Annotated in this window: 13 protein-coding genes; 1 reads left to right on the top strand and 12 read right to left on the bottom strand. The window is 50.3% G+C overall.

Features of this window, described 5'->3' with window-relative positions:
• Positions 1-58 precede the first annotated feature (58 nt).
• Positions 59-676, top strand: a complete 618-nt coding sequence (locus OSQ85_RS00695) for a type II secretion system protein (protein WP_265820713.1) — start codon at positions 59-61, stop codon at positions 674-676.
• Positions 677-732: 56 nt separating this feature from the next.
• Here the strand turns inward: OSQ85_RS00695 and kdsA are convergent, their stop codons facing one another.
• From kdsA to OSQ85_RS00635, 12 genes are all read right to left on the bottom strand, one after another.
• A complete protein-coding gene (kdsA, locus tag OSQ85_RS00690) occupies positions 733-1,536 on the bottom strand; it encodes a 3-deoxy-8-phosphooctulonate synthase (protein WP_265820712.1) in 804 nt (267 codons plus the stop codon).
• A 21-nt stretch (positions 1,537-1,557) separates the two neighbouring features.
• Entirely contained in the window at positions 1,558-3,636 is a 2,079-nt protein-coding gene (locus tag OSQ85_RS00685) for a peptidase associated/transthyretin-like domain-containing protein (protein ID WP_265820711.1), read from the bottom strand.
• A gap of 6 nt (positions 3,637-3,642) precedes the next feature.
• A complete protein-coding gene (locus tag OSQ85_RS00680) occupies positions 3,643-5,067 on the bottom strand; it encodes an aldehyde dehydrogenase family protein (RefSeq protein WP_265820710.1) in 1,425 nt (474 codons plus the stop codon).
• Between the two features lie 111 nt (positions 5,068-5,178).
• The gene (locus OSQ85_RS00675; RefSeq protein WP_265820709.1) at positions 5,179-6,960 is read right to left on the bottom strand and encodes a GGDEF domain-containing protein; all 1,782 of its coding nucleotides are present in this window, start codon (positions 6,958-6,960) and stop codon (positions 5,179-5,181) included.
• Positions 6,961-7,078: 118 nt separating this feature from the next.
• Positions 7,079-7,603 (bottom strand): cob(I)yrinic acid a,c-diamide adenosyltransferase, encoded by a 525-nt coding sequence (locus OSQ85_RS00670; protein ID WP_265820708.1) that lies wholly within the window; start codon positions 7,601-7,603, stop codon positions 7,079-7,081.
• A gap of 53 nt (positions 7,604-7,656) precedes the next feature.
• Complete coding sequence (gene nth, locus OSQ85_RS00665; RefSeq protein ID WP_265820707.1) at positions 7,657-8,310, bottom strand: endonuclease III; 654 nt, start codon at positions 8,308-8,310, stop codon at positions 7,657-7,659.
• The gene (locus OSQ85_RS00660; protein ID WP_265820706.1) at positions 8,286-9,551 is read right to left on the bottom strand and encodes a UbiD family decarboxylase; all 1,266 of its coding nucleotides are present in this window, start codon (positions 9,549-9,551) and stop codon (positions 8,286-8,288) included. Before OSQ85_RS00660 ends, nth begins: the two co-directional genes overlap by 25 nt.
• A gap of 13 nt (positions 9,552-9,564) precedes the next feature.
• A complete protein-coding gene (ubiE, locus tag OSQ85_RS00655; RefSeq protein WP_265820705.1) occupies positions 9,565-10,245 on the bottom strand; it encodes a bifunctional demethylmenaquinone methyltransferase/2-methoxy-6-polyprenyl-1,4-benzoquinol methylase UbiE in 681 nt (226 codons plus the stop codon).
• Positions 10,246-10,267: 22 nt separating this feature from the next.
• The gene (locus OSQ85_RS00650) at positions 10,268-11,839 is read right to left on the bottom strand and encodes a PP2C family protein-serine/threonine phosphatase (protein WP_265820704.1); all 1,572 of its coding nucleotides are present in this window, start codon (positions 11,837-11,839) and stop codon (positions 10,268-10,270) included.
• A complete protein-coding gene (locus OSQ85_RS00645) occupies positions 11,823-12,923 on the bottom strand; it encodes an HDOD domain-containing protein (RefSeq protein ID WP_265820703.1) in 1,101 nt (366 codons plus the stop codon). The genes OSQ85_RS00650 and OSQ85_RS00645 overlap by 17 nt, the downstream gene beginning before the upstream one ends.
• 16 nt (positions 12,924-12,939) lie before the next feature.
• Complete coding sequence (locus OSQ85_RS00640) at positions 12,940-13,302, bottom strand: response regulator transcription factor (protein ID WP_265820702.1); 363 nt, start codon at positions 13,300-13,302, stop codon at positions 12,940-12,942.
• Positions 13,277-13,888: an ATP-binding protein gene (locus tag OSQ85_RS00635; RefSeq protein ID WP_265820701.1), complete on the bottom strand. Its 612-nt coding sequence runs from the start codon at positions 13,886-13,888 to the stop codon at positions 13,277-13,279. The genes OSQ85_RS00640 and OSQ85_RS00635 overlap by 26 nt, the downstream gene beginning before the upstream one ends.
• Positions 13,889-13,996: the final 108 nt, after the last annotated feature.

Here is a 13,996-nt window from a genome sequence, read left to right as displayed (position 1 = left end):
TTGTTTAGCCGCTTTAATGCTGATATGATGGGTTTGAGAAAAAAAAGCGGGTATTCATATGAACAGAAAAGGTTTTACTCTGGTGGAGATGGCGGTTGTTCTGGTTATTATCGGAATAATCCTCGGCATGGTGGTAAAGGGGAGAGAGCTTGTTCAGGGCGCAAAGACCAAGAGCTTCATCGTTGATGTGAAAAACCTTGAAAATATGCAGTACACATTTTACGACCGCTTCGGCAGATTTGCCGGGGACTGTGACCGTGACGGGCTTGTGGACGAAAAGGGGCTGGCTCTGAGTCTCAGCGACTTTGACGGAACCCCTTCGGGCTTATGTGCGGAAGGCACAGCGCAGGACGATCCGGACACAGCTTACAGCGAGCTTAAGGCGGTTGGAATGCTTTCAGATGAAAGCAATTCGGCTCTTGCATCTATGAAGGGCGGGTTCGGCTTTGCTTATTTCGCTCAGGATGCTGACGGCAAAAACGTGATAGTGCTCAGGGAAGTTCCCTGCTATGCGGCAGTGAGCCTTGATACGGCGATAGATAAAACAATGGACGGAACCAAAGGAAAGGTCAAAGCCGGTGTTCTGGGCAGTTCCGCATGGACAGCGGAAGGGATGTGCGGCAGCAACCTCACCGACGGTACAGTGGGCACTGTGCTTTATTATTACGACAGATAAAGTGCGCCGAAGCAGTCTTCGATATGCGTTAAAGACTGCTTCGCTTTTCAGGTCTGTTATCCTTTAACCGCTTCCATCACTCTTTTCAGCTTTTTCAGCACGTTTTCAAATTCGTTCAGCGGAATCATGTTCGGACCGTCCGATTTGGCTTCGGCGGGGTTTTCATGCACCTCGAAGAAGAAGCCCTTCACACCCACAGCCGCCGCCGCATAAGCCATGCTCGGCGCCAGTCTGCCGTCTCCGCCGCTTTTGCCTGCCAGACCGCCGGGTCTCTGCACAGAGTGGGTGGCATCCATAATCACAGGGTAGCCGAATGTGCTCATATCGATGAGGTTTCTGTAGTCCACAACAAGGTTGTTGTAGCCGAACATGCTCCCCCTTTCTGTGAGCATGATTTTATTGTTGCCCGATTCCTCAACCTTCTGCACGGGATGCTCCATGTCATAGCCGGAGAGGAACTGCGCTTTTTTGATATTTACGATTTTCCCGGTTTTAGCAGCCGCAGTCAGCAGGTCTGTCTGGCGGCAGAGAAAGGCGGGAATCTGCACTATGTCAACCACCTTGCCCACCGCTTCCGCCTGTGAGGCTTCGTGTATGTCCGTGGTAACGGGGACATTGAAGCGTGCCTTCGCCTCGGCGAGGATGGCCAGCCCTTCCTCAAGTCCGGGGCCTCTGAAAGAGGTTATGGAGGTGCGGTTGGCTTTATCAAAGGAGGCCTTGAATATGAACGTGTAACCCTGCCTTTCGGTGATCTCTTTGAGCTTTTCGCAGAGCTTCATTATCATTTCCCTGCTTTCGATAACGCAGGGGCCGGTTATTATGAACGGTTCTGTTCTGAGTTTTGCGTATAATTCTTTCATCTGTATCTTCTTTGCCTGTATTTACTGTTTTTCGGCTGTGCCTTCAAAAACTTCGCCGCTTATCACTATGCGGTATCTCAGCTTGTCCGCATCAACCTCTTTTATGGGGGCTATGTGGAGATCAAACTTCTCGGACGTACCTTCCAGAAGGAGCTTCACCCCGCCTCTGGCATCGTTCATCGGTATGCCGTTTTTAATAAATCCTATGACAGGGTAAATGTCAAGCGGGTCGGTGTTCCGCTTTCTGGTTACTGTACCCTCACCGTAAATTTCCATGGAGGTTATGGTTTTGCCGGGCAGACGGAACACCGCTTCAAAAACTGTGTCCGGTTCGCCGTCCCCTCTCACCACGTTTTTATCCCCCACCATGTCCTTTCCGCTGAGGCTTTTGATTCTTACTGTTACCGGGGCTATTTTATCGGCTTCGTCCGACGGAACATAGCGTATGGTTTTCAGCTTCGGTGCGTATGCCGCGGGTTTAACATTATGCCCTGCGAAGGTGTGGCTGCCGGATGCGCTCCCCTGAAGCATAGGGGCAATGAGTACGCCGCTTCTGGCGCTGGAAAACAGATAATCGGTTATATCGGCCTCTATCTCGTAAGGTTCCATTTTCATTACCGCGTCCCCTGAGTAAACCATTGTGGCTGTAACCGGGCTGACTTTTTCATCCGCAGTCTCGGTTATGTACCTGAAAAGGCGCATGGTTCCCGACTGCTGCTGGGGGACATGGGTGAGCACAAGGTTTGCGCTTTTTATGAATACTTCGTTGAACTCCGGCCTGTCCTTTTTGAGGGAGAAGAGAATGCCGGAGACTTTTTCGTCATTGGCGGTGACGGTCAGTGCGCCTTTTTCCGTGCGGGTCTTGCTCCCCTGTTTTACAAAGCGGGAGAACTCGGAGTTGTCCTCGGTGAGGTATATGTAGTCGGTTATCTCGGAGTATGAGTTAAGTGCCAGCTTCCACGCACCTCCGCCCCCCGTGCCTGTCCATGTGCCGTTTACAGAGTCAGGCGACAGAGTGCCTTCAAAATTTCTCACGCATTTGAAGGATGAACCGCCCGCGCGGCAGTCCAGCGTAAGGGACAGTCTGCCGTTTTCAAAGGAGCCCTTGAGCGGGTAAAGGCGCTGTCTGCCCTCTTCGCCCATAAGTGCCTTGCCGTGCACAGTGCTGCCGTAGAAGGCTAGCTTCCATACCGAACCGGCTTCCTGAGTTCCGTCCGTCTTGAATATATTCACGGAGAAAACCCCGTCCTCAATGGAGGGAGCGGCCGCTTTCTCCTGTTTTATCTCTTTAAGGTAAAAGTTTTTTGCAATGTTTACGTTCTTTTTGCCGCCCATTTTGACGGAGTATTTGTAGCTGCCGTCAGCGGCTGTTTTTACTGATTTTCCTGTTTCAAGGACAGCTACCTCGGCATTTGCCAGCGGCTTGGAATCCTCACTGAAAACCTTACCTGTTACTGTGACTTCCTTTGGCTCCTCCTCAGTGAAGCCGAGAATGTCTGAGGTGCGCTCAAACCCCTTGGCAGTTACGGAGATGCTTATGTTTCTCACGAGGAAAAACTCTATGTTCGAGAGTATGAAGCGCTGTATATTGGCGTTTATGTTTGCTGCCGCATCCATAAGGGCGAACCCGTCATCCGCCTGAATCTCCGCAACGAAGATTTTGTTGAGGAATACGATAGTGAAGTCCGCATCGTTTATGTAGGCGGATTTCGGGACATAGTAAAATACACCCTTGTCCCCGAAGCCTATCTCCTGAACCTTGCCTTTCGGGGCTTTTTTCGCCAGTTCCTCATATTTGTCAAAGGCGGTGACATAGTTGTTGTAGGCATGGACAGTGGCCTTGACATCGAATGTCTTTTTGCGCTTTATGTTCATTATCTGCTGAACATCAGGCGAGTAATAGGAGTAGGATGTGGAGTAGATAAAGCCGTTTGCCGTCTTGGCCTCCGTGATTCCCGTCCCCAGCCACCGCTCCTCCCCGCCGGTGAGTTTGGCAGGTTTGGGGAAGAACGATTTAACAGTTTCGTCAAGTTTCAGTTTCGCATCCGCCGCTCCCGTCAGTGCAAGGAATGCGGCGAGGAGTATCAGTAATTTTTTCATAAGCATTTAATTAAGATTAAACATCACGGTCTTAAGTTCAGTCATTTCTTCCACGGCAAACTTAGGGCCTTCCCTGCCTGTTCCGCTGAGCTTCACGCCGCCGTAGGGCATCTGATCCACTCTGAAAGTGGGCATGTCGTTCACCATGACACCGCCAACCTCCATATGCTCTATGGCGTAGAAGGCATTCTTTATGTCCTTGGTGAATATTCCCGCCTGCAGGCCGAACTGGGAGTTGTTCACACGCTCCACAGCCTCCTCCAGCGTTTTGTATTTCATTAGGCACACAAGGGGCGCAAACGCCTCCTCGCTGACCACGGTCATTGTCTCGTCCACATTTTCAAGCACAGTGGGTTCAAGCATTGTGCCTCTGCGTCCGCCGCCTGTGAGTATTTTTGCTCCCTTAACAGCAGCGTCCTTTATCCAGCCCTCGACTCTGGCAGCTTCTGATTCCTCAATCATGGGGCCGACAAGGATTTTCTCATCCGCCGGATCGCCGAATCCGCTTGCCTGTACGCTTTTCACGAACATATCACGGAATTCGTCATACCTGCTTTCGTGGATGTATATCCTCTGTATGCTTATACACACCTGACCGGAGTTGGCAAAGCCGCCCACCACGCATTTGGGGACTGCGTATGCGATGTCTGCGTCCTCATGGATGACAGCGGCTGAGTTTGAGCCCAGCTCAAGGGTGACTTTCTTTATGCCCGCCTTCGCTTTTATGCCGAGCCCCACTGAGGGTGAGCCTGTGAAGGTGAGCATATTAATCAGTTCTGATTCCACCATGGCGTTGCCGACAACTGAGCCTGAGCCCACCACAAGGTTTATTCCGCATTCGGGGAGCCCTGCCTCAAGGAGAACCTCAACAAGACGCACAGCGGTGAGCGGGGTTGATGAGGCAGGTTTAAGCACTATCGGGCAGCCTGCGGCTATTGCGGGGCCGACTTTGTGCGCAACTAGGTTTAAGGGGAAGTTGAAAGGGGTGATGGCTCCCACCACGCCGATGGGGAAGCGCTTATAATAGCCGAAGCGGTTTGCGCCGGAGGCTGAGGCATCGTAGGGAATAAGCTCCCCGCCGAGGCGTCTGGCTTCGTCTGCTGCGAACCTGAAATTTTCGGCGGTTCTGCCCGCTTCGCCTCTGGAAAACATTATGCCTTTGCCCGCTTCTGCGGTTATGATTTTTGCGAAGTCTTCTGAATATTCTGCGATGAGGGAGCCGGTTTTATCCAGTATGTCCCCTTTCTGTTTTGCGGTGAGCGAGGTCATGACCCTGCGCGCTTTGGATGCTGCCTGAATTGCTTTTTCCGTCAGCGCCCTGTCTGCGGTGCATACTGTGCCCGCCGCGGAGCCGTCGTAAGGGTTCTTTACCTCAAGGTATGACCCGGTGTCAGTCCATTTGCCGTCAATGAGCAGTTTCTTGAAACCCATTTTGCCCTCCTGATTTGAGAAGTACGGAAAACAAAGTGCTTAGGGCAGTGTTTCCGGATTAATCAGGTTACCAAAAAGGGCTCAGTTTTGCAACGGGAGCCGTATATCTTCTCAGCGGGCAGTTTCCGCCAGTGCTTCGCTTATGGAGGCAACGGCTATTTTTTCTTCCGATGCCTTGGCTTTCTTTTTCAGTTCCGCCAGAATGTTCGCTATCTCATCCGGCGTATGCTCCCTTCTGCCGGCAGGAAGCTCTATAATGGCGGCGCTTATGCTCAGAAGGGGAAATACCGAGTCATTTCCCTGCCTGTCCTTGCCTGTGTAGTAACCCTGCTTCACCTCAGAGGGGGAGTAGAAGGATATTACAGAATCAGTGAACTTCTTGATGGTTTTTCTGATTTTGTCAACAGCGAGGGAGCAGGCCATTCCGTTGCAGCTTATGCCGCCGAAGAAATCATCCCCGCCGACATGGCCTATGAACTCGTTTTTGCCGCTGAAATCCTTCTTGAGAATATCCGAGAAGAGAACAATAGCCCTGTCCCCCTGACGGAAGCCGAATCGGTCGTTGAACGGCTTGAAGTTGTCAAAGTCGAAATACACAAGGAAGTACTGGCTGTGCTCATCCCTGAAAGCATCGTTCAGGTAGCCGTTTATCAGGCTATTGCCTGAAAGCTTGGTCAGAGGGTTCATATCGCGGGCGAAGGCGAGGTTCTTTTCGTTCAGGGTGTTAAGGAGAGACTGGGCAGTGAGAAAGCCGAAGTATTTCAGCCCTTTGGTGATTATTACCCCGTCCGTTTCCTTGTTCGCCACGAAAAGCTCAAGTATCTTTTCGATGGGCACGTTTATTTCAACTATCGGGCATGAGGTGATGAACTTGCGTATGTTTACCGTGAGGGATCTGTTATGGAGAAGCTCCTTACCGAAGGGGTGGTAAAGGTATTCCTTGAGGTTGCGCTCGCTTATTATCCCCAGCGGCATATCGGTATCGTCCACTATCGGCACTATGGGCACGTTCATATGGTTGCGTATGTTCTCCAGAACACGTTCGGCGGATTCGCTGACGTTCACTGCGTTTAGCTTCACTATTTCGTTTGATATGAGGTAGGCATCCTCGCTGAGGTCGCGTTTGTCCGTCTGGTCTATGTACTGAACCGAGTTGTAGACGGGCATGATCTCTTTGACATCCGTTGAGGGCTTCTGTATGAAGTAACCCTGAATAAGGTCGAACCCCAGCTCCTTGCAGGTGAGGAACTCCTTCTTGGTCTCCACACCTTCTGCCACTATGGTTATGCCGAAGAAATGGGCAAGACTGGTGAGGTTGCTGCAGTATTTCTTTTTCTTGATGTCCTCGTCTATCCCCTGAATAAGGAATTTGTCTATCTTGAGGAAATTAGGCTCTGAATAGTAGAAAAGTTCGAAATTGGCGAAGCCTGCGCCGAAGTCGTCTATAGCTATGCGGCATCCGTACTGCTTCACGTTTTCGAAAATATTTTTGGTGTTCTTTATGAAGCTGTGCTTGTGGCGTTCGGATATTTCAAAGCAGAAGGCATCAGGCTCAATGTCGTTTGCGTTCAGCAGCGCCTTGGTGCGCCCCTTCTCAAAGTCGGGCATGTTTACAATGCGGATGTCGTAGTTATAGAAGAGCTTCATCTTGCGGGAGCCCTCTATGGTGCGGAACTTCATCATGGCCTTTCGCCTGAGTTCCAGGTCCACCTGAAACAGAAGGTTCTCCCTGAAGGCTGTGTCAAAAAATTCTGCTATGGAGTCAAAACCGCATTTCTCCCAGCCGCGCAGCAGCGCCTCCACGGCGAATGTCACGCCGGAAAATGGGTTTACTATGGGCTGAAATGCATGCTCTACTTTTGACAAATACTCTTTCCAATGTTGAGGAAGCATCCGCACACCTGCACATGAAGATTCACGGAAATAATATCCGTATAAATCATTATTATATTTAGGGGTGTGAAAAGGGTGACAAATGTTTGTTAATGATTTGTCAGATCGGGGGCGGGGGTTACTTTTCTATACCTTCCCTTGCCTCTACACCGCAGGAGAAGTAGTGCTTTATCTCCCTCATCTCGGTTATGAGATCCGCAAGCTCCATTATGGAGGCGGGGGCGCTTCTGCCGGTGAGAACCAGTTCGGCGGTTTTAGGGCGCATCTTAATCATATCTGCCACTTCCTCCTCCTTTATGAGGCCGAGTGAGATGGCAACGTTGATTTCGTCCAGAATCACTATGTCGTACATGCCGGAAAGGAGGGCGTTCTTTGCTTTTATCAGCCCCTGCTCGGCGAGGCGGATCTCCTCCGTGCAGGGTTCGCCGCAGATAAAGCGGTCATTGCCGTAAGCTTCCATGACTATGTTTTTTTCAAGGGAATGAACTGAGATGTTCTCGGAGTATTTTCCGCTTTTAAGGAACTGGCCTATGTACACCCTGAGCCCTGCGCCTGCGCCCCTGAGAGCCAGACCGAGTGCGGCGGTTGTTTTGCCCTTGCCCTTGCCGGTGTATATCTGCACAAATCCCCTGTTCAGCGTCATAAATAAAATCTCCGTGAGGCTTTTCTTATAAGATAGTTCCCTGAACCCCGCGTTCAAGGTTTAAGATGCTTTTTTATTCTTGCCGCGTAATCCGGGCAGATTCCGTTTATGGGACATTCCACGCATTTGGGCGCGCGGGCTGTGCATATATCCCGCCCGAAGAGTATCACCTGATGCGACCATTCCGCACTGCGCTCCGGCGGAATGATTTTTATGAGATCCTGCTCTATTTTTTCAGGGTCAGTGTTTTTTGTGAGGCCGAGGCGGAAGGCTATGCGCTTCACATGGGTGTCCACAACCACGGCGGGTCTGCCGAAGCAGTTGCCGAGGATGACATTAGCCGTTTTTCTGCCTACTCCGGGGATTTTGATCAGTTCCTCCATGGTTCCGGGCACTTCGCCGCCGTGTTCGCTGATCAGCTTTCTGCCCATCCCTATGAGGCTTTTCGCTTTATTGCGGAAGAAGCCTGTGGGTTTTATATCCGCGCACAGTTCCTCCATGTCCGCATCTGCAAGATGCTGAGGTGTAGGGTATTTCCTGAACAGTCCCTGCGTGACTATATTCACGCGCGCATCGGTGCACTGTGCGCTGAGTATTGTCGCAGTGAGGAGCTGAAAAGGGTTTTCGTGTCTTAGGGAGCATTCCGCATCTGCGTAGCGGCTGTCCAGAAATTCTATGAACTTTAAAGCGGTTTTCTTTTTATCCATTCCCCGAATCCGTATGCGTTTTCTTCAACCTTTTTTATTATGGCTTCATCTGTTGAAATGCGGAGTGTATCTTTTAGTCTACAGTCAAAAATTCTGTTTTGTTCACAATTAACTAGCCTGCTTCCTGCAAAAAGCCGGAGGCATTCGGCAGTGTCCTCCGTGTCCGTTTTTTCATCGAAAATGCAGATGTTTGCGTATTTGCGGAAAAGGAAATTATCCGCTGCCCTGTTTATATCCGCACCGTCTTTGAGGGCGATGAAGATCATCCGTCCGAACACGCCGAAGGGCGGAAACCCGAATGACACAAGCTCCGGCATAGTGCGTTTTACGGAGTTTGTGAGGAGCCTGAAAGCCGCATCCGCCAGAAGGCCGTTCTCGGCAGAGGGAGCCCCGGCTGCGGTATTGGGACAAAATGCATTTTCTGCGTGGTACGCCTTTTCAAGAGTAAAAACGGGGAAAGCCTCCTGTGCGGAATAGCCGCCAGTGTAGTTCCCGAAGGGGCCTTCCGTTGCCGTCTCCGTGAGGGAGATTTTGCCGTGAAGCACTATTTCGGAATCCGCAGGAACGCTCAGTTCTTTAATATCAGCAGTTTTCAGAGGTCTGCCTGTCAGTGCGGCTGATATTTCAAACTCGTCCGCCTTAACCGGCATTACCGAGGCGAGCATTACTGACGGCGGCGCACCGAGGCATATCGCGGCTTCAATGCTCTCTTCCCCCCGCTCCCCGGCGAGCCGCATATGCTCCGCCGCTCCGCTGCCGGGATAACAGTGGATAACAGCGCGCCTTTCATCAAGTATCTGTACGCGGTACATGCCGCAGTTCTGGGTTTTATCCTTTGTGATCACACAGGGGAGGGTGAGGGCGAAGCCGCCGTCATTTTTCCATGTGCGTATGGCGGGCAGTGAGGTGAGGTCTGAAAATTCTTTATATCTGAAACCGGGGCTGCTGACTGCCTGCGGTCTGAACTGTCCGGGAAGGGTTTCCTCAAGGAGACAGTCCGGTGCTTCATGAACGGAGTTTATGCCGATGGATTCCATGACTGCGGACTTTGAGCAAAAGGCGTTCATAACAAGGGAAAAGGCAGCGCCGGATGGGTTTTTAAACAGAAGGGCACACCTGCCGACGGCGCGTCTGGCGATTTCAGCCGCTTCAAGGTCGCATGAAACAGGTTCGGACGCTGTCTCCAGCCTGCCCGTTTCTGAGAGATGAGTGAGATAAGCCCTGAAAGAATCCCGCTCCATACTGTGAGCCTTGCTATTTGCGGCAGATTGTGGCGTCACAGATCCCGAAGGTGAAGGGGTTGAACTCCGCTTCTTTGAAGCCCGCTTCAAGGATCATTATGCGGTAGGCATCTCTCTTCGGAAATTTGTAGACAGACTCAGGCAGATATTCATATGCCTTCCTGTTGCCGGAGATAATGCCGCCTATGAAAGGGAGGATTTTGGTGAAATACAGCCTGTAAACCCATGCGAAGAAGGGGTTCTGCGGCTGGCTGAACTCAAGTATGCACGCGCATCCGCCGTCCTTAAGCACACGGTGCATTTCCCTTAACCCCTGCGCCTTGTCCGTTACGTTGCGGAAGCCGAAGGCTATCATTATACGGTCGAAGGATTTATCCTTAAACGGCAGACAGTGCGCATCACTGACGCTGAATATGCCTCCGGGCATCTTCTGCTTGCCTATCTTCATCATGTTATGGCTGAAATCACCGCCGATGAGGGTTACGTTCTTGCCTGTTTTTGTGAGCTCTATCATCATGTCCGCAGTGCCGCAGGCGAGATCGAGCACGGTCTGCCCGTCCTGAACGTTCATAAGCCTGATTGCTTTTTTGCGCCATGCGACATCCGTGCGGAAGCTCAGGGCACGGTTGAGAAAGTCGTATTTAGGGGCTATGTCATCGAACATCTGCTGAATGTCTTTTGATTTTTTTTCCAAGATCAAGTCCTTATTCATCGGTTTATCTGAAACGGACGAACATGCAGGTGAAGTCGTCCTTCTGGGAGTCCTTATCCGTTACAAGTTCGTTATATAGGTTATTAACTATGTCTTTGCAATCATCTTTTATCAGCTTTTCCACCTCCGGTACAAGCTTTTCGTGGGGGGTGTACTCAATTACCCCGTCGGTGTAAATGAAAAGCGAGGAACCGGAAGGAATGCTGACGGCTGTCTGCCTGTACTCATCCTCTATTATGCCGAGCGGGAGAAAGCCTGAGGAAAGTTCCTGCTTTTCCCCTTTGAAAAGGACGGCAGGTTCATGCCCGCAGGAGATATAGTCCAGTGTTTTCCGCTCCGGATCATACAGGGCAAAAAAGGCAGTGATGAAGCGGTCTCCGAAGCTTTTGCCTATGAGAAACCTGTTGAGGGACTCCACAAGCTTCTCAAGCACCTTCTCATGCCCTTCAAAAGCGGAGCAGAGGGAAACATAAACGCTTAAGACAACAGTGAACACCGCTGCCGAGTACCCCTTGCCGCAGACATCCGCAACACAGAAGAAGGTTCTGCCGCTGACATCGCAGATGTAGAAGAAGTCGCCCCCGGCGGTTCTGGCTGGGTAGCTTATCCCCTGAATCTCCACATCGCCGTAAACACGCACGTCACGCTGAACAAATTTATTCAGTATATCGCCCGTGGTGCGCATCTCCATCTCCTCCATCTTGAGGCGGGTCATGGTTTCGTGGTTCAGGGCGTTTTCCACGGCGATGGAAACTATTGATGATACTATGTCAGAAAATTCCTTGTCCGGCACTATATCGAACTGGATGTTGAACAGCAGGATAACAATATCCTGCGCTGGCTCAAACACCACAAACAGGTTTTTTATATTGAATTCACCTGCGTCTATGCCGTATTCGATGAATTCCGTCCGGCGGTTTTCCATCACATAGTCGTACAGGGGTATGCCATTTATTCTGATAAGCTCACGGACTGATATTTCCTCCAGCCCGATTGCATTAAAGTTATCCTTGTGGATTGCACATGCTGCCTCAGCGGAGAAGACCTCCATGAAGAAGTTGAGCGAAACCGCCAGCACCTCTTCAAGCTCTATCGCCTTGAAGATCATGCTCCCTTTTTTCACAAAGTCTATCTTCTTCTGGTAGTTGACATAGGTACTCAGGCTGCTGTCGCGGGCTCTGAGTTCGTCCAGCCTGCTGCCCAGATACTGGGAGTAGGGTTCAAGCATGGTGAGGGCATCCTTCCCTGCTTCCTCATGAAAGGTGATACATGCCATCACGTTACCTCTGCTTTCAAGGAAAAAGGAGGAGTCCAGATTGATTGTTTCATCGAAAAAATCCACGCTTTTGCTGTTTTCCGAAACCGCCGCGCCTTCATAGCCGAGGTCAAAAATATCAAACGTGGCAGACGAGCGTGAATGTCTGCCTGAGACAGCCTCACAGAGGTTTCCTTCGCACTTCCATATGGTGAATGCGCCGGATTCTTCAGATTCGAGAAAATTGTACAGCCTTGTGAAAAACTCGTTTGTACTCTGGGAAAAGAAAGTGTCAAAAAGCTGTTTATTGAGTATCAGCATTCATTTCATCCGTTTTTGTATCTAAAATTTCGGCTACGGCGGAGTGCACATCGTCATAGCTCCTGCCGAAGTCCTGAGCTATTTCGCCTATTATCTCCTGCCTTAAATCTCTGTGTCTTTCTATTTTGTTGGCGTAATAAACTATTTTGGAGTACGTGTCTTCCGCTTTATCATGGTGGTTCATAACGGCTGTAGCTATGCTGTCCGCCACTGCCCACTTTTTGAGGACTGTTCCGCCCACAGTGGAATGGTCTATGCCGAGCTGCGCGAGTTCGTCTTCCGTTGTGTCCACTTCCTGCACAAGGAAGTCCACAAGGATCGACTTGCCGATGTCATGCATCAGCCCGGCGAGGTAAAGCGCGTCCGCATCCTCGCCCAGCATTTCCGCCAGTGATTCGGAAAGCATGGCCACAGCCACTGAGTGTTCCCATATGCCCTGCCCGGTGGACTTGTAGAGGTTGAAATGCTTGTTGTAGTAACCCTCAGTGGAGACCGCGAGGGCAAGGTTCTTCACAGTGTTTATCCCCAGCAGAACCGTGGCGCGGTCTATGCTGCTTATTTCCTGCCTGAGTCCGTAAAAGGGCGAATTGACAAGCTTTATGATTTTAGAGGAGATCCCCTGATCTTTTTTGATTTTTACTATGAAGTCCTTGATCTGCGAGTTGTCGCTTCTGGAAAGACGGAGAAGTTCCTTAGCCAGTGCGGGCAGGGCGGGTATGCTTTCCGCCTTGGCGAGAACCTTGGCCTTGAGTGTGTCAAGCTCGCCGCTGCTGCGGCCTTTGTTGGTGGAGGCCATAGACACGGAGAGCTTTTTCAGCACATCCTCCTTTTTGAGCGGCGGGGTGAAAATACCTGAAATATAATACTGACGGATAGATTCCACCACCCGTCTGTCTTTTGTAGTTATGAAGAAAAAGGACGGAACGCTGAACTTTTTCGGCAGTTTGAATAGGGTTTCAAGGCTGTCTATCTCTATAATGAGCAAATCCTCATCCCCCTCCTGCACGAACTGGCATTCGTCTTTCAGCAGGAGCAGAAACTGCTTCAGGTTGTCCTTTGAGCCTCTGTAAGCTATTTTTTTCAAGGTCTGCGGCTCCTTCTCAGTTTTTGAAGTTGCTGTTTATCTTGTCTATCAGCTCTTTCGGGCTGAAAGGCTTAGTAAGGTAATACTCCGCCCCTGCGGCTCCGCCTTTCTCTATGTCTCCTGCTTCCGCCATGGCAGTGAGGAGAATAACAGGCACATCCTTAAGCTCCGGGTCGGCTTTGAGCGCTTCACAGGCTTCCAGTCCGTTCATTTCCGGCATCATAATATCCAGAACAATCACGTCAGGCTTCTGCTCCTTTGCCATTTCCAGAGCCTGCCTGCCGTTTCCCGCCTCCAGAACGGCAAAGCCCGCTTTTTTCAGATGAAGAGCAACCACCTTTCGCAGCCGCAGCTCATCGTCTGCAATCAAGATTTTCATAGTCAAACCTCATGGATATGGAATTTGAGTCATATTCTAATACTATACCGACTTTTTTAAACATTTCGGAGAAAATTTGTATAATTTCCGGAAAGCCGGTAAATCCGTTACTGCATTTTATGGAGAGAAGGGGGAGTTTTCCTTTTATCTCCAGTTTGCCTGATGAGGTTTTGACAGCTTCATAAAGTATTATAAGAAAAATGCTTTTCAGCAGGTAAGCGTTATTTCTGACCTTGAAATCACTGTCTATGTCAAGCTCCAGATCTGTTTCCGGTGTTTCGCTGAGAACGCATGTTTTTTCCAGAAGGTGTTCTGTGAGCTTGCCGATTTCAATTTCATCGTCACGTTTTTCTATTTCGTCCGCGATTATATATCTGAAAGTGGCGCTCATGCCGCGGTCAAAAAGGTCAAGCAGAAAGCCCGACTGCGCCACAAGCTCCATCATTTCGCCCGTATCATCGTCAAACCCGTCCTTCACCGCCTCCATCATCGCAACAATGGTTGAGGTTGAGGTGCGTATGTTATGTGAGAAATATTTATAAACCATAAGGAGGTCGGTGTTGCATTCTCTGGGTTTTCCGTTCATTCTCAGGCTCCTTTCCGTAAAGAGAGATACTTAGATTATAAATTATTCGTCCGTATTTTCAATGAATTTACAGGGTTGCAGGCATGCGGGGTTTGCTTTAATATGATT

The sequence above is a fragment of the Geovibrio ferrireducens genome (genome assembly GCF_026226615.1).
GTDB classification, from domain to species: Bacteria; Chrysiogenota; Deferribacteres; order Deferribacterales; family Geovibrionaceae; genus Geovibrio; species Geovibrio ferrireducens.
This window is presented reverse-complemented; position numbering and strand designations above follow the sequence as displayed.

What these genes read in the sequence shown, in the direction of transcription:
- kdsA (WP_265820712.1), bottom strand. Translation starts at nt 1,536, where the DNA reads ATGAAAGAATTATACGCAAAACTCAGAACAGAACCGTTCATAATAACC.
- OSQ85_RS00680 (WP_265820710.1), bottom strand. Translation starts at nt 5,067, where the DNA reads ATGGGTTTCAAGAAACTGCTCATTGACGGCAAATGGACTGACACCGGG.
- OSQ85_RS00640 (WP_265820702.1), bottom strand. Translation starts at nt 13,302, where the DNA reads ATGAAAATCTTGATTGCAGACGATGAGCTGCGGCTGCGAAAGGTGGTT.
- OSQ85_RS00695 (WP_265820713.1), top strand. Translation starts at nt 59, where the DNA reads ATGAACAGAAAAGGTTTTACTCTGGTGGAGATGGCGGTTGTTCTGGTT.
- OSQ85_RS00670 (WP_265820708.1), bottom strand. Translation starts at nt 7,603, where the DNA reads ATGACGCTGAACAGGGGATTTGTGCAGATATACACCGGCAAGGGCAAG.
- OSQ85_RS00675 (WP_265820709.1), bottom strand. Translation starts at nt 6,960, where the DNA reads ATGCTTCCTCAACATTGGAAAGAGTATTTGTCAAAAGTAGAGCATGCA.
- OSQ85_RS00660 (WP_265820706.1), bottom strand. Translation starts at nt 9,551, where the DNA reads ATGGAGCGGGATTCTTTCAGGGCTTATCTCACTCATCTCTCAGAAACG.
- OSQ85_RS00685 (WP_265820711.1), bottom strand. Translation starts at nt 3,636, where the DNA reads ATGAAAAAATTACTGATACTCCTCGCCGCATTCCTTGCACTGACGGGA.
- OSQ85_RS00650 (WP_265820704.1), bottom strand. Translation starts at nt 11,839, where the DNA reads ATGCTGATACTCAATAAACAGCTTTTTGACACTTTCTTTTCCCAGAGT.
- nth (WP_265820707.1), bottom strand. Translation starts at nt 8,310, where the DNA reads ATGGATAAAAAGAAAACCGCTTTAAAGTTCATAGAATTTCTGGACAGC.
- OSQ85_RS00635 (WP_265820701.1), bottom strand. Translation starts at nt 13,888, where the DNA reads ATGAACGGAAAACCCAGAGAATGCAACACCGACCTCCTTATGGTTTAT.